This is a genomic window from Streptococcus sp. FSL L8-0526 (assembly GCF_038007145.1).
In the GTDB taxonomy this organism is placed as follows: Bacteria; Bacillota; Bacilli; order Lactobacillales; family Streptococcaceae; genus Streptococcus; species Streptococcus thermophilus.
The window spans coordinates 970,464-991,237 of sequence record NZ_JBBOWP010000001.1; the positions used below are offsets into that span (position 1 = coordinate 970,464).

The window sequence follows — 20,774 nt, forward strand, 5'->3', positions numbered from 1 at the left end:
TAAAGGTTTCCTTTGGGGGTATCGTCATCAGAATAGTCGCTAGCGTAGTATCGGTTACCGTTGACTTCTAACCAGCCTGTCTTGAAGGCACCGTCATTGCCAGCGTAATAGATGTTTTCAGAGAAGTTGCCATAAGGGCCAGTTGATGTATCGTGATAAAAGGCATTACGAAGGGTAGCACCAGTATCTTTGTTGGCGACGTAGTAGTTTTCACCTAGGTTGAAAATACCTCCTCGAACTTGTTGGCGCCTTTATTGTTAAAGTAGTAGAGGTCCTTGTTAATGGTTTGGAAACCAGTGACCTTTTTGCCGTTAGCATCGTAGTAGTACCATTCTTGATCGGTACCCTTAACAAATTGGTTTTGATGTGTGGTTTGGTCAGCTTTAGTGGTTACCACACCATTATTGTCAAAGTTATAGACCGTACCGTTTAAGGTAAGTGAACGATTAACCCACTTGTCACCTGTATTTGGATCGAAGTAGTAGGTTTTGCCGTCAACAGTAACCAATTGTCCCTTGGCTTGAACGCCATATTCGTGGAAACATAGGTTCTGTCCGTTAATGGTTTGGAAACCAGAGACGGCTCTTTACCATCAGCTTCGAAATAGTACCAAGCATCATCTCTATTAACGAATTGGTTAGTTACTGGATTTCCATTATCCTTATCGAAATAGTAAATATCGTTATTGTAGTAAAGAAAGTCACCTTTGACTTGTTGGCCACTATCATTGAAGTAATGAAGGTTACCGTCCACTGTTTGAAAACCGTGAAGCGCTCTACCATCTTTGCCAAAGTAATACCAATTCCCCTGATCGTCAGAAACATAGCGATTGGTTACCATGATACCAGTCTTAGTATCAAAGTAATACTGTTGGCCGTTCAGGTTATGCACGCATGTCTTATAGTCCGGATTGGCTACGGGCTACGGTCTAGGAATTCGGCATCAAAACCAAATGGGGCTGAGAAACCTTTAGTTGCCTTGAAGTACCTCATGTAATACCAATGACCAGCTTTATCTGAAACAAAGACAAAATTAGGTTGATTGCCAGTAGCATCAAAGTAGTAAAGATCGCCATTCTCGGTGACGAAGTCATCTTTGACCATCTTGCCATCTTTGTCGAAGTAGTAAAAACCAAAGTATTTATGGTTGACGTTGTCAAGAGCTTGTCGACCTGTTACACGACGCCCATTGTCTTTATCGAAATAGTAGCTATCACCATCAATAGTGATGATTTCGTTTTTAGCTTGTCTACCATCTTCGTGGAAGTAGAGGTTAATGCCATCAATGTTCTGAGCACCAGTGACGGGTTTGCCATCTTTTCCAAGGTAATACCAGTTGTGGTTATTATCTTCGATAAACTGGTTGCGTTTGTTAGTTTCAGGAAGAACAGGTGTTAAACGTCCTTGGGCATCTGCATTATAGGTTTGACCATCGATGTTGATAGAAGTATTTGTTACCTTACGTCCATTGTCCTGGTCATAGTAGAAAAATTGTCCATTTTCAGTGACAATTTCCCCCTTGGCCTACTTGCCATTCTCGTGGAAATAAAGGTCGAAATGGTCAACGTTTTGAGCACCAGTCAGATTTTTCCCGTCTTTGAGATAGTACCAGTTGCCATCAGCATCGCTCTTGAAATGACCACCAGAAACGACAGCAGTTTCAACAGATTCTGGTACTTGACTGTTTACGTCAGTAGCTGAGCTAGCTACTTCTGAATTTGAAGTAGCAGTTCTTGTTTCGATGCTAGCCAAATTGTAAGTGCTACTTGCTTGGTCTTCTTTATGGACAGGCTGCTTATCAGCTGTAACAGTAGCAGTTGAATCAGTTGTATGATTGGTTGCGACTTGATTAGCTTTTGTCGTAGCTACAGTTGTTTCTGTGACGACAAGATCTGGATTTTGGCTGACGCTCTCAGCTGTGTTAGCTGAGCTTAATGGATTTGTTGCCTGCTCGTCGGCAGAGACACTAACTCCAATCAAAGAGGCACAAAATGCCAAACCAGACACGGCAATGGTAACCCATTGTATCTTCACTTTATGAAGTTTAAATTGAACTCTATTTTCCATAAAAGTTACCCTTTTCCTTTTAATGCCACCTTTCTAACATCTTTCATTAGAAAAATCAAACGCAATTGGTAACCTTTCCATAGTGTTTTCTAATTTAAATGATCCTAATTTACTAAAACTGCAGAATAATGGACAACTAAAGCAAAGTTTTGAGCAGTCGGTTTTTGATAGATATAGGGCACACGTTAGAAAATACTTTTTACGAAATCTTAATCTTGATATGTTTTTTATTAATAGAGGTATAAAAACACAGAAATAGCTCTATTTTTGTCTTGCAGTATGGTATAATAGTGCGGTATTTCTCAGAAAATGGAGTATAAAAATGAGTATTTTTCGTAAAAAGGATGTTGGTTTGTCTCAAACCGAGATGAAACGGCATCTGACCCTTAGGGATGTAGTCCTTCTGGGAATCGGTGCCATGGTTGGGACAGGAATCTTTACGATTACTGGTACCGCGGCATCAACCTTGGCAGGTCCAGCCCTGATTATTTCGGTTTTGATTTCAGCCGTTTGTGTGGGTATGTCGGCGATTTTCTTTGCTGAGTTTGCCTCACGCTATCCATCCGCTGGTGGTGTTTATGGTTATCTCTATGCTTCTTGGGGTGAGTACCCTGCTTGGATGGGCGGATGGCTTACAATGATCGTTTTCATGAACGCCGTGTCTAGTGTTGCCTCTGGTTGGGGAGCCTACCTCAAGGGGCTCTTGGCAAGCTTTGGTCTACAGCTCCCCAAGGCTATCAGTGGCCCTTTTAATCCGAGTCAGGGGACCTATATTGACCTATTGCCAGTCTTGGTTTTGGTGCTTGTGACGGCTCTTCTCCTCATGGATTCCAAACAAGTCCTTCGTTTGAACTCACTCCTAGTAGTGCTTAAGTTCTCTGCCTTGGCGGTTTTCATCCTAGTTGGTCTTTTCCATCTGAATCCGGACAACTGGGCTAACTTTGCACCATTTGGCTTCGGCCAAATTTATGGTGGGAAGACGGGGATTATGGCAGGTGCTTCTCTCATGTTCTTTGGTTTTCTTGGATTTGAATCCATTTCTATGACAGTAGATGAGATTAAGGAACCACAAAAGAATGTTCCTCGAGGTATAGTTCTCGCTTTGATTATCGTCGCTTCACTTTATGCAGTGGTTTCATTAGTCTTGACGGGAGTTGTCCACTATACCAAGTTAAATGTCGACGATGCCGTAGCTTATGCCCTTCGTTATATTGGTGTGTCTTGGGCAGCCAATTATGTATCGGTAGTTGCCATTATGACCTTAATTACCGTATGTATTTCCATGGCCTATGCCCTTAGTCGCATGGTTTATAGCTTGGCGCGTGATGGATTTCTTCCACAAACTTTTCAAAAGGTTTCAAAGACCCATAAGGTTCCACATTATGCGACACTTTTGACTGGAATCCTTTCTGCCATCTCATCAGGCATCTTTTCTTTGGCTAATATGGCATCCTTGGTTAATATTTCGACTTTGGCTTATTTGGTCCTCTTGGCTATTGCTCTTATCATTCTTCGTAAAGACAAGGGCTTGCCACAGAAGGATGAGTTCAAGGTCCCATTTGTTCCTGTCTTACCAATCCTTTCCATCATCGTCTGTCTCTCATTTATGAGTCAGTACAGTTGGCAAACCTGGTCAGCCTTTGGCATAGCAGTGCTAATTGGTTCGGCTATTTATGCCTTTTACGGTTACAAACATTCTAAGTATTAAGATGAGAATGGTAGAGCCCTTTTGGCCTACCATTTTTGATATTTGAAGTAGAGACAGACTAGCTCACAATCTGGTTTTGATGGGACAAAAGACAGTAATTAGCTCACCTTTCGACTTGTTTGCAGTTAGCTAGGCCCCATTGCCCAATTAAAATGCCGTTTGTATTATTGAAACAACTAAAATTGTGGTTCTTCCTTTTAAACAAGTTAGCGTTGACCATACAAAGAAGGTGAAGGAGATTGAAGCCTAGCTTACTGGCAAAAGATTCATGATGACCTCTTTAGCAAATGGTTGCATGAGGCCGAATTGAATTTTAGTTAGGAAAGCCAAATTGTTTTGGAAAAATTTAGACTGGTCTATCCTAGAGATTGAAAGTTCTCAATATTTTGGGCACTTTTTTACTTTAAGTAAAGATTAACGTTTATTTAGGCCTTGTCTTAGTTTTCTCGTGTTTAATAGAGTCATCGCAAAAGTAAGTAGAAGGTTTAATAGATGACATACAAACATACCAAACAAACACAAGAACGTTATGCCATTAAGAAATCATCAAAACGGGAAAAAGTTGGGGCAGTCCTAGTCGCTAGCTTAATTTTGGCTAGCTCAGTTGTACAAACTAATCTTGTTCAAAAATAAAATAAAAGCTCTAAGGCTAAACAGTCTGCTAAAAGTTCACAAAGTAGCCAAGTAAATAAATCAACTTTACCAGATACTGGTGATGTGAGTAGCTTGGGATTAGGTGCATTAGGAGCTGTACTTATGAAACATCATTTGCACTTAAAGGAAGCAAGCGTTCTCGTAAGTAATTTCAGTTTAGAAAAAAATAAAAAAGAAGTTCTCTTGCCAAATGGCTTGAAAACTTCTTTTTTGTCTTATTTTTTAAAGCTATTTTTAAGGACTTCAACCGCATCATCAACGCCTTCTTTAACATATTTGATACCGTCTTTTGCTTTTGCTACAACTTTTTCAACCGCACCTTCGATTTCAGTCTTTTTATCGCCAGTCAGTTTACCAGCACCCTCTTTAAGAGCTCCTTTAGCTTGATTCAATTTATCTTCGATACCCATGATAGTACCTCCTTTTTTATGATGAGACCATTGTAGAAAATATTAGACCGTAATGCAAGTGATTTGTCTAATAAGTCACGACATTAATGTTTCCTTTATCATATTCAGCGATGAAGATATCTGAAATGTTGTCATATCCCATTTTTGACGAAGATTTTGGATGCCAATGATTGGCTTTCAGTTCAGGTCCACCCAGATGATGCTTATGGACTTGAACATGAAGGTGAGCTTGGTAAAATAGAGTGTTGGTATATCATTGCCGCTGAACCAGGTGCAGAAATCATTTATGGTCACAATGCTAAATCAAAAGAAGAATTGCGCCAGCAAATTGAAAGTAAGGATTGGGAAAATTTCTTGACCAAGGTTCCAGTTAAAGCAGGAGATTTCTTCTATGTACCAAGTGGTACCATGCATGCTATTGGTGCAGGTATCATGGTTCTTGAAACGCAACAATCTAGTGATACGACTTTATCGTGTTTATGATTTTGACCGTAAGGATGACCAAGGCAATTTGCGTGAGCTCCATCTAGAAAAATCTATCGACGTGCTTACTATTGGAGAACCTGCCAACAGTCGCCTAGTTACAACAGAAGTAGATGATCTCAAATCAACGCTCTTAGTGGCAAGTGATTTCTTTGCTGTTTACAAATGGGAAATTTCAGGTAAGGCTGATTTTGAAAAGACTGCTGATTACAGTTTGTTTAGTGTGCTTGATGGTCAAGGAAGCCTTAACGTAGACGGGCAAGATTACGACATTGCCAAAGGAGGTCATTTCATTCTACCAAGCGATGTTCAAGCTTGGGAAATCGAGGGAAATCTTGAGCTAATTGTTAGTCACCCATAATTTAAGTCGTTAAACGAGACGAGATAGGAATCTTGTCTAGTTTTTTCATACAATCAGACAGAATATTTGAAATTTTAAAAACCTTTGTGGATAAGTTTCAATAGCTTGAAATTCCAAATTAATCATGTCATACTAATTAAGTTAACTAAAAGTATTAATGAACAAGCCGTTTCCTTTTGAAACGTCATGTTTTGTTTTAGATTGGAGTAACTTATGTTAAAAAAAGGAGGCCTTACAGCCCTTTTACTGTTTGGTATGTTCTTCGGAGCGGGAAACCTAACTTTCCCACCTCAGCTAGGCTTTGAATCTGGAGGTCATTTCTGGCCAGCTATTGCCGGTTTTGTTCTATCTGGTGTCGGAATTGCAATTCTAACACTTATTATTGGGGCTCTAAATCCGAAGGGATATATTCATGAGATTTCTCAAAAAATCTCACCTAAGTTTGCCTTGCTATACTTGTCGGTGCTTTACTTGTCTATTGGACCATTCTTTGCCATCCCAAGGACAGCAGCAACAGCTTTTTCAATTGGTATTGAACCAATGCTTGGTAATAGTCATATTAGTCTATGGTTACTTGCCTTCACAGCTGTTTATTTTGCCTTGGCTTTATGGATTGCAATGAATCCTTCTAAGATTTTAGATAGTATCGGTCGAATCCTGACTCCTATTTTTGCCCTATTAATCGTTATTTTGATTGTAGTTGGTGCCTTTAAATATGGCGGTCATAGCACACATACTGCAACAGAAGCTTATAAAACCTCAGCTTTTGGTAATGGTTTCTTGGAAGGGTACAATACTTTAGATGCCTTGGCTTCGGTAGCCTTTAGTGTGGTGGCAGTAGTAACCCTCAATCAATTAGGCTTTAAATCTAAAAAAGAGTACATCTCAACCATTTGGATTGTAGGTCTTCTGGTTGGATTGATGTTCTCAGGTTTATACTTAGGTCTAGCATTCTTGGGTAACCATTTCCCACTTGATACATCAACTTTAGGAGAAGGTGCTAACCTTGGAGCAGCAGTTCTATCGAGTGCAACACAGGCTATCTTTGGTCCGATTTCACAGATTTTCCTAGCAGTTATGGTAACAGTGACGTGCTTTACGACAACAGCGGGCTTGATTGTGGCGACCGGTGAGTTCTTTAATAAGGCCTTCCCACAAGTATCATACAAAACCTATGCTATTGTCTTTACTCTTATTGGATTTGCGATTGCCAATTTGGGACTTAATAATATCATTGCTTTCTCAGTACCAGTACTTTTGATTCTTTACCCAATTACAATCACAATTGTTATGATTGTGATTGCTAATAAGTTTGTAGCCTTGTCTAAACCTGGTATGCAAATTACAGTTACTGTAGTGACACTTATCGCTTTGCTTAGTGTAATTGGCAGTCAGTTCAAACTTGCAGGACTTAATGCCATCATTAACTTCCTTCCATTATCGGGAGCATCACTGCCATGGTTGATTCCAGCTATCTTGTTCATCCTCCTCTCTCTTGTTTTACCAGATAAGATTAAGAGCGAAAGCTTCGAAATGGAATAAAATGGAATAAAAATGAATCTTATCACAATTGTGATGGGATTTTTTTCTCTCCAAGTCACCATAAGTGCGAAATCTCCCAAAAAGTGTTACACTTAAAGTGTGGAGATGCAAGTATCTAGTGAAGGGAGTGCTAAAAATGTCAAATCCAAATAATCATGTGATCTATCTTGCTGGTGGCTGTTTCTGGGGTGTGGAAGAGTACTTCTCTCGTGTGCCTGGTGTGTTAGATGCGGTTTCGGGTTATGCTAATGGTAGTAGTGAGACGACTCGTTATGAGCTCATCAGTCAGACGGGACATGCTGAGACTGTTCAGGTGACCTATGATGCTGGCAAGGTGACATTGCGAGAGATTCTGCTACATTTTTTCCGTATCATCAATCCTCTAAGCAAAAACAAACAGGGGAATGATGTGGGAACCCAGTACCGTACGGGTGTTTACTATACTGATGTAAATGACCTGCCAATCATCGATAAAATTTTCCAAGAAATGTCTGAGCAATACGGTCAGCCTTTGGCGGTTGAGTTGTTGCCACTTCAGCACTTTATTCCTGCTGAGGAATACCATCAGGACTATCTCAAGAAGAATCCTAATGGCTATTGCCATATTAATGTTAATCAAGCCGTTAACCCTGTTATTGATTCAAGTTCTTATCACAAGCCAAGTCAGGAGGAACTTAAAGTAAGTCTGAGTCCAGAAGCCTATGCTGTGACCCAAGAAAATAGAACAGAACGAGCCTTTACAAGCCCACTTTGGAATCATTTTGAACCAGGGATTTATGTTGATGTAGTGACCGGTGAGCCCCTCTTTTCATCTAGGGACAAGTTTGATTCAGCCTGTGGCTGGCCAAGTTTCTCTCGTCCTATTAGTCCCGAGGTTGCTAACTACAAAGAAGACCATTCTCACAATATGGATCGTATTGAGGTTCGTAGTCGTGTAGGAGATTCTCATCTTGGGCATGTCTTTCCAGATGGGCCAAGTGACAAGGGGGGTTTACGCTACTGTATCAATGGTGTAGCAATGCGATTTGTGCCTAAAGTTGATATGGAAAAAGAAGGCTATGCCTACTTACTTGACCAAGTAGATTGACTAGTCACGAGTTTTAAGAGATGTTTTTAGCAGAATCATGTCATAACTAAAGAGGTTGGAGTCCCTTGCTACCAACCTCTTTTGCATGTAAAAGGAATTAAGGTAAACCTTTTAAAACTAACATAAAATATCACCTAACCATTCAGGACAAAAATTGACCTTTTTCAATATTAAACATCTATGCTTTCATTAATGGATCCAGTTTGGCAATAAGCAGGAAAATCTGAATATAACTAATCACTCATAAAAGAAACTTTCTGTACATTGACAACAGTTTATTTGTTTTTAATATGAAGGAGGCTTTTTCTTTATTATCAAGTTTTGAGCAGAGAAAAAGCAGTCTAACTAGACTGTTTAAGGTATATTAATGATGTGATTCGTAGCGTTTGACGATTCTATTTAGGCGCCATTGGTAACAAAGACCACTGACGATAAGACTGGCAATCAGGCCAATCCAGTAACTATATGGCCCCAGTCCAGCAACTTTTTCAAGAAGGTAACCAACAGGAAAGGTCAAGCCCCAGTAGGACAAGACACCGAGATAGAAAGGGACCTTGGTGTCCTTATAGCCACGCAGAATTCCTTGAAGTGGAGCCGCAAAGGCATCCGATACTTGAAAGAAGAGGCTATAGGTCATGAAAACGGCTGTCATTCTCAAAAACTCAGGTTCATGTCCATAGAGTTCAGCTAAATCATATCTTAAGAAATAGAGAAAGAACAAGGTAAAGCCAGCAAAAACTAAGGCAGTTAGACGTCCTAGTTTGCTATAGCTCTTAACCGCATCCATGCGTTTAGCTCCAAATTCGTAAGAAATAATGATAGCCATTGCACTGGAAACACTGAGAGGGAAGGCATACGTGAGGCTTGAGAAATTCATGGCCGCCTGATGACTGGCAATGACAAGGGATGGATACTTGGCCATAATTAGACCGACGCCTGAGAAGATGGAGACCTCCGCAAAGACCGTTCCACCAATGGGGAGACCTAGTTTCAGTGCATCAAGCAGAGCCGTCTTATCAAGGGGTTGGATTTTTTCAATCTGGTAGGGTTTAACCTTCTTATGCTTTCTGATAACTGCGATAGAAATAAGGAAAAGGGCCCAGTAAGCCAATGAAGTTCCCAGACCTGCTCCGGCTCCCCCCAACTCTGGTAGACCAGCGATGCCATAGATGAGAAGAAAATTGAAGAAACCATTTAGTGGTAGAAGCAAAAGCATGAGGTACATGGAAAGGCGCGTGAGGCCAAGCGCATCAAGGAAGGAGCGAACCACGCTAAAGAGCAGAAGGGGAATAATTCCAAGGCTCAAAAAGCGTAGGTAACCAAGGGCCACCTTTCTGACCACAGGTTCCAAACCTAAGTGTCCCAGAACTAAGGGTGCCCCCAGAAAAACGAGGGCAAAGAGGATCAGTGATAGACCTAAAGCCATATAGAGAAATTGATAGAAATCTGGAGCTACTCGATCCTTGCGACCTGCCCCTAGATGGTGCCCGATAATCGGAACCAGGGCAGAGACGATACCTGTTATGAAGGTAAAAAAAGGACTCCATAAACTCGTTGCCATGGCTACACCCGCCAAGTGTAGGGCATCGTATTGACCAGTCATGGTAGTGTCCACAAAGGCTGCCGAGAAGTTGGCGAACTGATAGATTAGTATGGGCACAAAAATCTTGAAGAAAACAAGAAATCGCTCACGGAGAGAATGTGTTTCGTGCATTCTATTCTCCTTTCTAAATTAATTTTTCAAACATTTATATTTTTATTGTACTATAGATATGACTTGGATTCAATATGTTTTATTGCATGATAAAACACCTAAGTCAAGCGACTCAGGTGTTCTTGTGTTATTTTTCTTTTTTATTATGGTTCAAAATGGCATTGAGGACGATGGCAAGTAAGCTTGCGACCACGATACCGTTTGAGAAGAACATTTGGAAAGCTGTTGGTAAACTGTTGCAGAGGTTGCTATTGTTAAGACCAACCCCTGCAGCGATTGATACCGCAGCAATCAAGAAGTTGTGTTCGTTGTTAGCAAAATCAACACGTGCCAAGATTTGCATCCCTTGAATAGAAACAAAACCGAACATGACTAGCATAGCACCACCAAGTACTGGGCTTGGGATGATTTGAGCCAAGGCACCAAACTTAGGAAGGAGTCCGAGAAGAACAAGGAAGCCAGCTGTATAGTAGATTGGCAAGCGTTTCTTAATGCCTGACAACTTCACAAGACCAACGTTTTGAGAGAAACCTGTGTATGGGAATATGGGAAGGTATTGAAGATTCCACCAAGGAGAACGGCCATACCCTCAGCTCGGTAGCCGTTACGGAGGCGAGTGCTATCAATTGGGTCTTTGGTAATGTCAGAAAGCGCGCCAAGTAAACCGCGGTTGATTAAACCATTGACACAGTAGCGATGATACACATCATGATGATTGATGACAACTCAAATTTAGGCATTCCGAAGTAGAATGGTGTTGGCACATGGACAACAGGTGCCGCAGCTACCGGTGAGAAGTCAACTAAGCCCATGCTTGCTGCGATAACAGTACCTATAACCAAATCAATTAAGATTGAGATTGATTTGATAAATCCTTTGGTAAAAATATTAACCAAAAGGATGATAAGAATCGTGATAGCTGCAAGGAAGAGGCTTTGACCAGTAGGTTTGTCAACGTTGTTCCCCATATTTCCGATAGCGACAGGGATAAGGGTCAAACCAATAGTTGTGATGACCGATCCCGTAACGATGGAAGGGAAGAGGTTGGCAAATTTTGAAAAGACACCAGAAACAAAGATAACATAAATCCCTGAAATGATAAGGGCACCAAACATGGCACCGCTACCATGACTCTTACCAATCATAATGAGTGGAGCCACTGATTGGAAGGCAACTCCAAGCACAACTGGAAGACCAATACCGAAGTGTTTATTGAGTTGAAGTTGGAGGAAAGTTGCCACACCACACATGAAGATGTCAGTTGAAATCAAGTAGGTTAATTGATGAGCTGAGTAGCCCAAAGCTCCAGCAATCATGATTGGAACCAGATTGAGCCTGAGTATATGGCGAGTAAGTGTTGCAGTCCTAAGATTGCCACTTGTGAGTGTTTCTCTTTATTTTGCATTAGATGTCTGCCTCCTTAAATACGACCTGACCATTTTCGAAACGCTCCAAACGAGCAAGTGAAACAACTGGGTAGCTGGCTTCTTCCAAAAGAGCACGACCATCTTGGAAGGATTTCTCGATAACGATTCCGACAGCTTCGACGTGTGCGCCAGCCTCTTCAATGATTTGAATCAAGCCTTTGGCAGCTTGGCCGTTAGCTAGGAAATCATCAATGATGAGAACCTTATCTTTAGGAGTGAGAAACTTGCTTGCGATAGAGACAGTACTAGTCACCTGTTTAGTGAAAGAGTAAACCTCAGCAGTGAGGATACCCTCATTCATGGTGATATTTTTAGCCTTTTTAGCAAAAATCATAGGGACATCCAAGGCCTCAGCAGCATAGAGGGCTGGTGCAATACCAGATGCTTCGATAGTCACCACCTTGGTGATGCCAGTATCCTTGAACTTTTTAGCAAATACCTTTCCAATTTCACGCATGAGCTCAAAGTCAACTTGGTGAGTTAAAAAGAGTCAACTTTGAGGATGTTCTCCCCAAGGACATTCCCATCATTGAGAATGCGGTCTTCCAGTAATTTCATATTACCTCCTATAAAAAATAAAGTGTATTTTGATTTTTCTCATATTCTATTGAGACTCTGACAAAGATCAAACCAATCGAATAACAGAAAAAGGCTTGCCAAGCAAGCCTTTAAAATCATAAAAAGACAGTGAAATCTTTCTATGACTAAATTAGCTTACTTATTGTTAGGTGTTACGGCACCTTGTAGAAACGTCACGCCCATTCGTGACATAAATAAGTAATGTTCTCATTGTTTGATGAAGCTTTCGAAGGTTGATGATAAACCAACATCAACACTATTATAATACTATATTTTCTTTGAAGACTAAAATAATTTTTCCATAAAAATGCACTCTTTAAAAAGTTGCAAAATTCAATCTAACATTATTGTAAGATTTGCTGAGAAAGGGCGATTCTTATGTCATTTTTGTTATAATAGTGAGAAATGAAAGAGGTTGAGTTATGCATAAGATTTTATTAGTTGAGGACGACGAGGTTATCCGTCAACAAGTCAAGAAAATACTAGAACAGTGGGAGTACGAAGTTGTTCTTGTTGAAGATTTCATGGAAGTATTATCTATTTTTGTAAAAGTAGAGCCCCACTTGGTTCTTATGGACATTGGTTTACCTCTATTTAATGGTTATCATTGGTGTCAGGAAATTCGGAAGGTCTCCAAGGTGCCTATTATGTTCTTGTCTTCCAGAGATCAGGCCATGGATATCGTTATGGCAATCAATATGGGTGGGGACGACTTTGTGACTAAACCCTTTGACCAAAATGTTCTCTTGGCAAAAATTCAAGGGCTTTTGCGCCGATCTTATGAGTTTGGAAAGGATCAGAGTCTTTTGGAATATATGGGTGTGATTCTGAACCTTAAGGCCATGGATCTGGTTTATCAGGGAGAAGTCGTTTCTTTGACTAAGAATGAATTTCAGATTTTACAAGTTCTCTTTGAGCGTTCTGGTAATATCGTTAGTCGTGAAGACCTCATGAAGGAGCTTTGGAATAGTGACTTCTTTATTGATGATAACACTCTCTCTGTAAATGTGGCACGTTTACGTAAGAAGTTAGAGGCAGTTGGTTTGAAGGACTTTATTGAAACCAAGAAAGGTGTCGGTTACGGGTTGCGTCATGATGGATAAGCGTCAATTTATCACATATCAGATTAGGTCTCGTCTACCTTTCTATCTTTTGCTTATTTTTAATGGAATCATCTTGGTTTTGTTTGCTTTTTTATTTGAAGAGGCAGCAGATATTCTTCATTATGCCTTGACCATACTGACATTTGTGGCTATCATCATAGTTATTTGGGACTTGGTTAGCTCTTATCAGTCTTATAACTTAGCCTATCTCTATGAGAAAATGACACCATCAAGTCCTTTAGAGTTTTATCTAGCTCAGGCCTTGGAAAATGCTAAGGAGAGTCAAATGGTTCAGACTGAGGAGGAGCGCAAGCGCTATACAGATTTGATGGACTACTATACCCTTTGGGTGCATCAAATCAAGACGCCAATAGCAGCCAGTCAATTATTGTTAGGGGATGTTACAGATAGTAAAACGAGGGCTCTCTTGGAGCAAGAGGTCTTCAAGATTGATGCCTACACAAATCTGGTCTTGCAGTATTTACGTTTGGAAAACTTTCATGATGATTTGCAGTTGAGGCAGGTTGCATTAGACCCCTTGGTTAAAGAAGTTATTCGAAAGCATAGTCTTTTCTTTATTCAAAAAGGGTTGACTATTAACCTAGATGACCTGGATGTTAAGGTTATTTCAGATGAAAAATGGCTCTTAGTCATCATTGAGCAGGTCTTGTCAAATAGTTTGAAGTACACAAAGAGTGGTGGCATTGACATTTACTTTAAAGATAATACGCTTTATCTTAAAGATTCTGGGATTGGTATCAAGGATAGTGATATTTTACGGGTTTTTGAGCGTGGTTTTTCAGGTTACAATGGCCGCTTGACTCAGCAGTCGTCTGGACTGGGTCTCTATCTTTCAAAGAAAATAGCTGATCAGCTTGGACATGATATTAGTATTAGCTCCCAAGTAGGTCAAGGAACCACAGTTTCCATTCATTTTCAAAAGCAGAAGTTGGCTATTGATTAATAACTTACAAAAGTGTAAGAAATAAGGCTAGAAATGAAAGCAAGGGTTATGGTTGAGACCTTGCTTTTTCTATAAAATGGTATCAGAAGTTAAGTAAGAGGTTCCTAGAATCTCTTCTAAATCTATAAAATAAAGGAGCTTATTATGACATTACTAGATGTTCAACATGTTAAAAAAATTTATAAAACGCGTTTCAAAGGAAATCAAGTTGAAGCCCTTAAAGATATCCATTTTACGGTTGATAAAGGTGACTATGTTGCAATCATGGGTGAGTCCGGGTCAGGAAAATCAACCTTGCTTAATATCCTTGCCATGCTTGATAAACCAACAGCAGGGCGTGTCTATCTGAATGGTATGGACACAGCAAGAATTAAAAATAAGGATGCTTCCAGTTTCCGTCGTGAAAGATTAGGATTTGTTTTCCAGGATTTCAATCTTTTAGATACCCTATCTGTTAAAGATAATATCTTGCTACCTTTGGTCCTTTCTCGATGCTCAGTTAAGCAAATGATGACACAAGTTGAAGCTATCAGTCGTCAACTGGGAATTCACTCTTTGCTAGAGAAGTACCCTTATGAAATTTCAGGTGGCCAAAAACAAAGGGTTGCAGTTGCGCGTGCGATCATCACTAAACCAGAAATCCTCTTAGCAGATGAGCCAACAGGCGCCTTGGATTCCAAATCTTCAGCGGCACTCTTGGATGTCTTTGATACTATTAATGCCAGCGGTCAGACCATTCTTATGGTAACTCACTCAACATCGGCCGCCAGTCGAGCGCAGCGTGTTTTGTTTATCAAGGATGGTATTCTTTATAATCAAATCTTCAAAGGGGATAAGTCTGAACATCAAATGTTCCAAGAAATTTCCGATACACTTACAGTAATGGCAAGTGAGGTGAACTAATATGTTTCGTCTAACCAATAGACTGGCTTTGTCCAATCTCATAAAAAATCGTAAGCTTTATTATCCGTATACATTGGCAACTATTCTGGTTATTGCTATTACCTATATTTTTACATCTTTAACGCTTAATTCGCATCTGGATGACTTAACTGGGGCAGATGCTATCAAGATGGTTTTGGGGTTGGGACTTGGAATTGTCGCCCTATCCTCTGGGATTATTGTTCTTTATGCCAACAGCTTTGTCATGAAAAATCGTTCAAAGGAGCTTGGTCTCTATAGTGTGCTAGGCTTGGAGAAGCGTCACCTCTTTAGTATGATTTTAAAAGAAACGATGATTATGGGTTTTGTGACTTTGCTTCTAGGTATAGGTGTAGGGGCGCTATTCGATAAACTCATTTATGCTTTTCTTCAAAGGATTATCGGTGAAGGTACTGGTTTGGTTTCGACCTTTCAAGTAAGGACGATCCCTATTGTTCTTGTCATCTTTGCTTGTATTTTTAGTTTGTTGGTTTTGGTAAATGGTTTCCGATTACTACGGCTTAATCCTTTACAATTAACTAAAGATGGCCTTAAGGGTGAGAAAAAAGGACGTTTCCTAGTTATTCAAACCCTTTTAGGACTTGGGACTATGGGATATGGTTACTATCTTGCTCTCTCTGTTCAGAATCCAGTAACGGCTATTATCAGTTTTTTCCTAGCTGTTTTACTGGTCATTTTAGGGACTTATCTTCTCTTCAACGCTGGGACAACAGTAGTTCTGCAACTCTTGAAAAAGAAGAAAAGCTACTATTACAAGCCTAATAATATGATTTCCATTTCCAACCTTGTCTTTCGGATGAAGAAAAATGCAGTTGGGCTGGCGACTATTGCTATCCTCTCAAGTATGGTTTTGGTGACACTTGTAGGAGCTGCAAGTATCTATGCTGGAAAAAAAGACTATCTGGCGAGTGCTGCTCCACATGATTACACAGTTACCGGAACGAATGTAGATGTAACAAGTACACAAAAGGTTATGGATGATTTCTTATCACAGTCGGGAAATCAGGTCAATAGAAAAACGGAAGTAACTTACCTCTACTTTGGTATCAAAGAACAAGAAAAAAACAAGCTAACCATCTTTTCTGAGAATGAAAGAAAAGTTCTACCAAAGTCAGTTTTTCTTGTCTTCTCACAAGCAACTTATAAGCAATTAACAGGTAAAGACCTCAATCTGACTTCAAATCAAGTTAGCTTATTTACTAAAAATAAAATATTGAAAGATCAAAAGAGTGTCTCTATTAATGGTCAAAACTACCAGATTCAGGAAAGCCTTAATGACTTTATTAAAGGTAAAGTACCTAATATCTTTACAACCATAGTTTCTGATTATAGCTACCTTGTCGTTCCTGATATGGATATTTTTAAAGAAAGTATCAAAGGAACAGCAACAACTCAATCTACTTATGTTGGTGTTAACGTCAAAGACCCTACACATGAAGCCAAGAAAAATTCAGATTTGTTAGACAAACTCACGGATAAAGAAATGCAACAGTTAGCTGGACAAACTACTGGTGTCCCTGGGCCTAACCTCACTGCTAATAGCCGATATGATGTAGAAGGGATGCTAAATGGCTTTGTTGGCGGAACCTTATTTATCGGTATTTTCTTATCCATTATCTTTATGCTTGGCACAGTTCTCGTGATTTACTATAAACAGATTTCTGAAGGTTATGAGGATCGTGAGCGCTTTGTTATTCTTCAAAAGATTGGGTTGGACGACCTTCAAGTCAAGCAAACCATTCGTAAGCAAGTTCTTACCGTCTTCTTCCTCCCTTTGATTTTTGCCTTTATTCACTTGGCCTTTGCTTATCATATGATCAGTTTGATTGTGCGTATCATTGGAGTTCTCAATCCAGATCTTATGTTAGTGGTTACAATTATTGTTTGTGGCGTTTTCTTCTTAGCTTATGTCTTGGTTTTCGTCCTAACGTCGCGTTCTTATCGTAGAATCGTATCAATGTAACTGACATAGAGTCTAGTTCAAGCTAGGCTCTATTTCTTTTATGCTATAATAGATGAAAGAATTATAAATCATCGGAGAAAACACATGTCACAGACTATTGATGTCAAACGTTATGAGGAATTGGCACGTCAAAAGCAGGGGGAGCACCGTAAGTTTCTAGCACAACTTAAGAAGAAGGCTCCTAAAAATTTAGATAAGATTGTTCAGGAGGTGCACAATGAAGTCTTTCAGGAGATTGATTGTACCCAGTGTGCTAATTGTTGTAAGACGCTTGGTCCCGACTTCACAGAGCAGGACATTACTCGCATTGCCAAGCATTTTCGAATGAAATTACCTGCCTTCGAAGAGATGTACCTGCAGGTAGATGAGGATGGCGACAAGGTCTTCAAGTCTATGCCTTGTCCTTTTTTAGGGCCTGATAATCTCTGTGATATTTATGATGTCCGTCCTAAGGCTTGTGCAGCCTTTCCTCACACGGATCGTAAGAAAATCTATCAGATCAATCATCTGACTATAAAAAATACGCTTTTCTGTCCAGCAGCCTACCTTTTTGTGGAAAAACTCAAGGACAGGATTTAGGGAGGACTTGTTATGAAACGCTTTAATTCAGGTGTTATTACCTTACTTATCATTGCAGCCTATTTTATCGCAACAGCTTTTATTCCAGATTTGTATTTGGCTTTTAATTATAAGTTGATTTTAGCCTTGCTTTTTGTGCTTTTGAGCTGGCAATCTAAGGGAAAATTTCTCTTTTTCTTGGGGATGGCCTTTCTATCAACCTACATACATGACCTTTTTCGCTTGGACTATTCGGAATGGACTCTCTTTGTAGGGATTCTTATCTTGGGGATTGCAGTGGACCGTTTGAGCAAGCCAAGTTATAAGAAAAAATTCTCTTACAAGGTGTCTAAAGAACATGAGCGAGAAATTTTTGCTAAGACTCTTTTTTCAGAGTCTGTGCAAGTGGTGACTTCTCAGAATCTTGAAACTGTCTATGCCAATGCTGATTTTGGGCGTTTGACCTTGGATTTGCGTCAGGCTCAGTTTATGACGGACCGACCTCAGATTGTGGTTCAGGCAAATTTTTCTCAGGTTATCATTCGAGTGCCCAAGGATTGGCAAGTGGATACACATGGGCTTCATACAAGCCTAGCAGGAGTGAAAGGCTACGATAGTCTAGGAGAGCGAGAGTTATCAAGCACTACAGTTTCTCTAACAGGCTCAGTATCCTTTGGACAAATAACTGTCAAACATTGAAAATGATGAAAGAGCGAAAGCTCTTTTTTTCTTGCAAATCCTTTTAATATAAAATTGAATACGTTTACAAATAGTGCTATACTGATAGTGAAAATAATTGGAAAATTGCAATCATTTCTTTAGAAAGGAGTTTTCTTATGGAACGATTTAATCTTCGGTCCTTCTTGTTGTTTTTACTAGCATCTTGTTTTATCGCTAGTGCCTTTATTCCAGATTTTTGGATCATGGTCAATTATAATCTGGTCTTCTTCGTGGCATTCTTTTGTTTTGGTATCTTGAATAGGCGACCTCTCCTTATTTTTCTTGGTTTGGCCTTCTTATCACCCTATGTTCATGACTTGTTAGACCTCGATTTTGCACAGTGGAATCTCTTTAGCGGTATCTTTCTAATAGGTTTGGCTTTAGAGTTGCTCTATGGCAATAGGCAAAAGAAGGGTCTCACTAAAGACTATAAGGTCAATAAGAACGACCAAGAAGGACCACATATTTCTGTTAAGACATATATGGCTGAGGATAGGTATCGCATCTATTCTCAAGAAGTCAAAACGGTTGATATGAATATGGCTTTCGGTGAGCTGTGGCTGGATTTGAGTCAAGCCAGCTTTGCATCAAGTCAGGTAGCAGTTCATCTTGATGCTAAGTTTGGTGAAGTTCATATTCGACTTCCTCATGCTTGTGTCATGGACACCACTGGAATCTCACATCCCCTATCATCTGTAAAGGTGGATCGTTTTGAATCTGATTTAGAGCAAGTTGAAACGAGACTTCATCTGAGCGGAAGTCTCTTCTGTACGGAGTTGGAAGTGGAGTATTAAGGGAGTCCAATGATATCAGCTCTATTGTCAATTAGCATGGTTCCTATACAAAAGAAAGGAAATCACAGGTATGAGTGAAACGGTTATTCAAGTCACATCCCTTGGAAAACGCATCAAGGGAAAGACCATTTTAGAGGATATTAGTTTTGAGATAAATCAGGGAGATTGTGTCGCCTTGATTGGACCTAATGGGGGCGGGTAAGACTGTCTTGATGTCTTGTATTCTTGGCGATAAAAAGCCGAGCAGTGGTCAGGTCCTCATTGATGGTAAGGCAGGTAAGGCCAAAAATAAAATTGCGGTTCTCCTTCAGGAAAATACCATTCCAAATAGTTTGAAAGTGGAAGAGCTGATAGTCTTCTTCCAATCTATTTCTGATAATCCCTTGACCAATCAAGAGGTTCAGAAACTCCTGCAATTTAAGGAAGACCAGTACCAGCAGTTTGCGGACAAACTCTCAGGTGGGCAAAGACGTCTTCTGGCTTTTGTCCTTTGTTTGATTGATAAACCTAAAATCCTCTTTTTGGATGAACCAACAGCGGGTATGGATACCTCAACTCGTCAGCGTTTCTGGGAGATTGTCAATGACTTGAAAAAAGCTGGAACAACTATCCTCTATTCCCCCACTATATCGAAGAAGTGGAACACACAGCTGACCGTATCTTAGTCCTCCATCAAGGGAAACTTATCAGAGATACTACGCCATACGCTATGCGACACGAAGAGAAAGAGAAGCAGGTCACTCTGCCAAGTAGTTTTGTTAGCATTGTTCACGGACTGCCAGACATCTATGAGATTACTGAGAAGAGAGATGTCATTAGCTTCATGACCAAAGATATCGGAAAGGTATGGCAAAGTCTTGAAGAAGCGGGCTGTGGAATTTCTGATATTGAAATCCAAAATAAAACACTCTTGGATAGCCTATTTGATTCAACAAGGGAGGACAAGGCATGAAAGCATTACTAAAAATAGAATGGATAAAAACGTGGCGAAGCTGGCCAGTCTTTATCATGGGAATCGGAATGCCTGTTGGCTTTTTCCTCCTTTTTTCAAGTATTGTCTCAACACCTAATCCTGAGGCTCAAAAAGATTTTTTGCTGTCTTATATGTTGACCATGACTGGCTTTTCCATGTCTAGCTTTGGTTTATTTACCTTTCCTTATATGTTGCAAGAGGACCAAACGGAGCACTGGTTGACCTATATCGAGCATTCTAAAATCAGCATTTCGGCTTATTATCTATCTAAGATCTATCTAAGATCTTTCGTGTTTTGCTGAATTTTATGGTGGCTATCATTGTGACTTTTTGTGTGGGAGCTTTTGTTCGAGATGTTGAGTTGCCTTTATCAGGTTGGCTAGGTTCAGGTGCCCTCTTACTTCTATCAAGCTTGGTCTTTTTGGCCTTTGGCTTGCTTATCGCTCAGATTAAATCCCAACAAATCATGTCTGTGGTTGCAAATATCACCTACCTTGGCTTGGCTATTGTGGGAGGTTCATGGATGCCTATTTCCATGTTTCCAAAGTGGGTTCAGAGCATTTCTGAGTGGACGCCTGTCTATCGTATCAATGAGTTGGTTGTTAATTTTGCTATCAATGGGGAATTTTCATGGAAATAGTCTTGTTTATTTTGGCTTATACTGTAGTAGCAACAGGGCTCGCACTCTTTATCAAGTCGCAAAGAGAAAGTGATCGAGGTTAAAGG

16 protein-coding genes, 8 pseudogenes and 1 riboswitch are annotated in these 20,774 nt (G+C 40.0%); of the genes and pseudogenes, 14 read left to right on the forward strand and 10 right to left on the reverse strand.

The annotated features are described in order from the left end of the window. Nucleotides 1–214 precede the first annotated feature (214 nt). The 5 genes and pseudogenes from NSQ85_RS05115 to NSQ85_RS05135 form a co-directional block, all read right to left on the reverse strand. Complete coding sequence (locus NSQ85_RS05115; RefSeq protein WP_223899663.1) at nucleotides 215–397, reverse strand: hypothetical protein; 183 nt, start codon at nucleotides 395–397, stop codon at nucleotides 215–217. 105 nt (nucleotides 398–502) lie between these two features. Then, nucleotides 503–562 (reverse strand): annotated as a pseudogene (locus NSQ85_RS05120) (hypothetical protein); the annotation flags it as partial. 47 nt (nucleotides 563–609) lie between these two features. Next, a pseudogene (locus NSQ85_RS05125) lies at nucleotides 610–840 on the reverse strand (hypothetical protein); the annotation flags it as partial. 74 nt (nucleotides 841–914) lie between these two features. Next, nucleotides 915–1,511: a hypothetical protein gene (locus NSQ85_RS05130; RefSeq protein WP_322745648.1), complete on the reverse strand. Its 597-nt coding sequence runs from the start codon at nucleotides 1,509–1,511 to the stop codon at nucleotides 915–917. A gap of 12 nt (nucleotides 1,512–1,523) precedes the next feature. Beyond that, entirely contained in the window at nucleotides 1,524–2,066 is a 543-nt protein-coding gene (locus NSQ85_RS05135) for a hypothetical protein (protein ID WP_223899664.1), read from the reverse strand. A gap of 322 nt (nucleotides 2,067–2,388) precedes the next feature. Between NSQ85_RS05135 and NSQ85_RS05140 the strand changes: the two genes are divergently transcribed. Both NSQ85_RS05140 and NSQ85_RS05145 read left to right on the forward strand, forming a co-directional pair. Next, nucleotides 2,389–3,774 carry an amino acid permease gene (locus NSQ85_RS05140; RefSeq protein WP_002951311.1) on the forward strand — a complete coding sequence of 462 codons (1,386 nt, stop codon included), beginning with the start codon at nucleotides 2,389–2,391 and terminating at the stop codon, nucleotides 3,772–3,774. A 492-nt stretch (nucleotides 3,775–4,266) separates the two neighbouring features. After that, nucleotides 4,267–4,407: a hypothetical protein gene (locus NSQ85_RS05145; RefSeq protein WP_265578801.1), complete on the forward strand. Its 141-nt coding sequence runs from the start codon at nucleotides 4,267–4,269 to the stop codon at nucleotides 4,405–4,407. A gap of 236 nt (nucleotides 4,408–4,643) precedes the next feature. Here the strand turns inward: NSQ85_RS05145 and NSQ85_RS05150 are convergent, their stop codons facing one another. Next, nucleotides 4,644–4,838, reverse strand: coding sequence for a CsbD family protein (locus tag NSQ85_RS05150; protein WP_002951308.1), 195 nt, complete (start codon nucleotides 4,836–4,838; stop codon nucleotides 4,644–4,646). 67 nt (nucleotides 4,839–4,905) lie between these two features. After that, nucleotides 4,906–4,983: pseudogene (locus tag NSQ85_RS05155) on the reverse strand (DUF421 domain-containing protein); the annotation flags it as partial. On the opposite strand from NSQ85_RS05155, the pseudogene manA reads away from it, so the two are divergent. The 3 genes and pseudogenes from manA to msrB form a co-directional block, all read left to right on the forward strand. After that, nucleotides 4,977–5,682, forward strand: a pseudogene (gene manA / locus NSQ85_RS05160) (mannose-6-phosphate isomerase, class I); the annotation flags it as partial. The pseudogenes NSQ85_RS05155 and manA sit on opposite strands and share 7 nt — an antisense overlap. A gap of 213 nt (nucleotides 5,683–5,895) precedes the next feature. Further along, the gene (brnQ, locus tag NSQ85_RS05165) at nucleotides 5,896–7,224 is read left to right on the forward strand and encodes a branched-chain amino acid transport system II carrier protein (RefSeq protein ID WP_179973851.1); all 1,329 of its coding nucleotides are present in this window, start codon (nucleotides 5,896–5,898) and stop codon (nucleotides 7,222–7,224) included. 136 nt (nucleotides 7,225–7,360) lie between these two features. After that, the gene (gene msrB, locus NSQ85_RS05170; RefSeq protein ID WP_179973850.1) at nucleotides 7,361–8,311 is read left to right on the forward strand and encodes a peptide-methionine (R)-S-oxide reductase MsrB; all 951 of its coding nucleotides are present in this window, start codon (nucleotides 7,361–7,363) and stop codon (nucleotides 8,309–8,311) included. A gap of 364 nt (nucleotides 8,312–8,675) precedes the next feature. Here the strand turns inward: msrB and NSQ85_RS05175 are convergent, their stop codons facing one another. The 3 genes and pseudogenes from NSQ85_RS05175 to NSQ85_RS05185 all read right to left on the reverse strand — a co-directional run bounded on the left by NSQ85_RS05175 (nucleotide 8,676) and on the right by NSQ85_RS05185 (nucleotide 12,010). After that, complete coding sequence (locus NSQ85_RS05175; protein WP_179973849.1) at nucleotides 8,676–10,025, reverse strand: MATE family efflux transporter; 1,350 nt, start codon at nucleotides 10,023–10,025, stop codon at nucleotides 8,676–8,678. A 127-nt stretch (nucleotides 10,026–10,152) separates the two neighbouring features. Beyond that, nucleotides 10,153–11,430 (reverse strand): annotated as a pseudogene (locus NSQ85_RS05180) (nucleobase:cation symporter-2 family protein). Then, nucleotides 11,430–12,010 (reverse strand): annotated as a pseudogene (locus NSQ85_RS05185) (xanthine phosphoribosyltransferase). Before NSQ85_RS05185 ends, NSQ85_RS05180 begins: the two co-directional pseudogenes overlap by 1 nt. Before the next feature lie 143 nt (nucleotides 12,011–12,153). Next, a riboswitch (purine riboswitch) is annotated at nucleotides 12,154–12,249 on the reverse strand. A 204-nt stretch (nucleotides 12,250–12,453) separates the two neighbouring features. Between NSQ85_RS05185 and NSQ85_RS05190 the strand changes: the two are divergent. The 9 genes and pseudogenes from NSQ85_RS05190 (at nucleotide 12,454) to NSQ85_RS05230 (ending at nucleotide 20,771) form a co-directional block, all read left to right on the forward strand. Next, complete coding sequence (locus NSQ85_RS05190; RefSeq protein ID WP_340781305.1) at nucleotides 12,454–13,134, forward strand: response regulator transcription factor; 681 nt, start codon at nucleotides 12,454–12,456, stop codon at nucleotides 13,132–13,134. Further along, complete coding sequence (locus NSQ85_RS05195) at nucleotides 13,124–14,098, forward strand: sensor histidine kinase (protein WP_024009971.1); 975 nt, start codon at nucleotides 13,124–13,126, stop codon at nucleotides 14,096–14,098. The genes NSQ85_RS05190 and NSQ85_RS05195 overlap by 11 nt, the downstream gene beginning before the upstream one ends. A gap of 144 nt (nucleotides 14,099–14,242) precedes the next feature. Next, a complete protein-coding gene (locus NSQ85_RS05200) occupies nucleotides 14,243–15,001 on the forward strand; it encodes an ABC transporter ATP-binding protein (protein ID WP_014608483.1) in 759 nt (252 codons plus the stop codon). 1 nt (nucleotide 15,002) lies between these two features. Then, nucleotides 15,003–17,003 (forward strand): ABC transporter permease, encoded by a 2,001-nt coding sequence (locus NSQ85_RS05205; protein ID WP_024704286.1) that lies wholly within the window; start codon nucleotides 15,003–15,005, stop codon nucleotides 17,001–17,003. 84 nt (nucleotides 17,004–17,087) lie between these two features. Next, nucleotides 17,088–17,582, forward strand: a complete 495-nt coding sequence (locus tag NSQ85_RS05210) for a YkgJ family cysteine cluster protein (RefSeq protein ID WP_014621752.1) — start codon at nucleotides 17,088–17,090, stop codon at nucleotides 17,580–17,582. Nucleotides 17,583–17,594: 12 nt separating this feature from the next. Next, nucleotides 17,595–18,260: a hypothetical protein gene (locus tag NSQ85_RS05215; protein ID WP_011681344.1), complete on the forward strand. Its 666-nt coding sequence runs from the start codon at nucleotides 17,595–17,597 to the stop codon at nucleotides 18,258–18,260. 137 nt (nucleotides 18,261–18,397) lie between these two features. Beyond that, nucleotides 18,398–19,075 carry a hypothetical protein gene (locus NSQ85_RS05220; RefSeq protein WP_134973312.1) on the forward strand — a complete coding sequence of 226 codons (678 nt, stop codon included), beginning with the start codon at nucleotides 18,398–18,400 and terminating at the stop codon, nucleotides 19,073–19,075. Nucleotides 19,076–19,145: 70 nt separating this feature from the next. Beyond that, nucleotides 19,146–20,027, forward strand: a pseudogene (locus NSQ85_RS05225) (ABC transporter ATP-binding protein). Further along, nucleotides 20,024–20,771 (forward strand): annotated as a pseudogene (locus tag NSQ85_RS05230) (ABC transporter permease). The pseudogenes NSQ85_RS05225 and NSQ85_RS05230 overlap by 4 nt, the downstream one beginning before the upstream one ends. The last annotated feature ends 3 nt before the right edge of the window (nucleotides 20,772–20,774 follow it).

Coding starts and splice junctions, on each gene's coding strand:
- NSQ85_RS05135 (WP_223899664.1), bottom strand. CDS start 2,066: ATGGAAAATAGAGTTCAATTTAAACTTCATAAAGTGAAGATACAATGG.
- NSQ85_RS05140 (WP_002951311.1), top strand. CDS start 2,389: ATGAGTATTTTTCGTAAAAAGGATGTTGGTTTGTCTCAAACCGAGATG.
- NSQ85_RS05145 (WP_265578801.1), top strand. CDS start 4,267: ATGACATACAAACATACCAAACAAACACAAGAACGTTATGCCATTAAG.
- NSQ85_RS05150 (WP_002951308.1), bottom strand. CDS start 4,838: ATGGGTATCGAAGATAAATTGAATCAAGCTAAAGGAGCTCTTAAAGAG.
- brnQ (WP_179973851.1), top strand. CDS start 5,896: ATGTTAAAAAAAGGAGGCCTTACAGCCCTTTTACTGTTTGGTATGTTC.
- msrB (WP_179973850.1), top strand. CDS start 7,361: ATGTCAAATCCAAATAATCATGTGATCTATCTTGCTGGTGGCTGTTTC.
- NSQ85_RS05175 (WP_179973849.1), bottom strand. CDS start 10,025: ATGCACGAAACACATTCTCTCCGTGAGCGATTTCTTGTTTTCTTCAAG.
- NSQ85_RS05190 (WP_340781305.1), top strand. CDS start 12,454: ATGCATAAGATTTTATTAGTTGAGGACGACGAGGTTATCCGTCAACAA.
- NSQ85_RS05195 (WP_024009971.1), top strand. CDS start 13,124: ATGATGGATAAGCGTCAATTTATCACATATCAGATTAGGTCTCGTCTA.
- NSQ85_RS05200 (WP_014608483.1), top strand. CDS start 14,243: ATGACATTACTAGATGTTCAACATGTTAAAAAAATTTATAAAACGCGT.
- NSQ85_RS05205 (WP_024704286.1), top strand. CDS start 15,003: ATGTTTCGTCTAACCAATAGACTGGCTTTGTCCAATCTCATAAAAAAT.
- NSQ85_RS05210 (WP_014621752.1), top strand. CDS start 17,088: ATGTCACAGACTATTGATGTCAAACGTTATGAGGAATTGGCACGTCAA.
- NSQ85_RS05215 (WP_011681344.1), top strand. CDS start 17,595: ATGAAACGCTTTAATTCAGGTGTTATTACCTTACTTATCATTGCAGCC.
- NSQ85_RS05220 (WP_134973312.1), top strand. CDS start 18,398: ATGGAACGATTTAATCTTCGGTCCTTCTTGTTGTTTTTACTAGCATCT.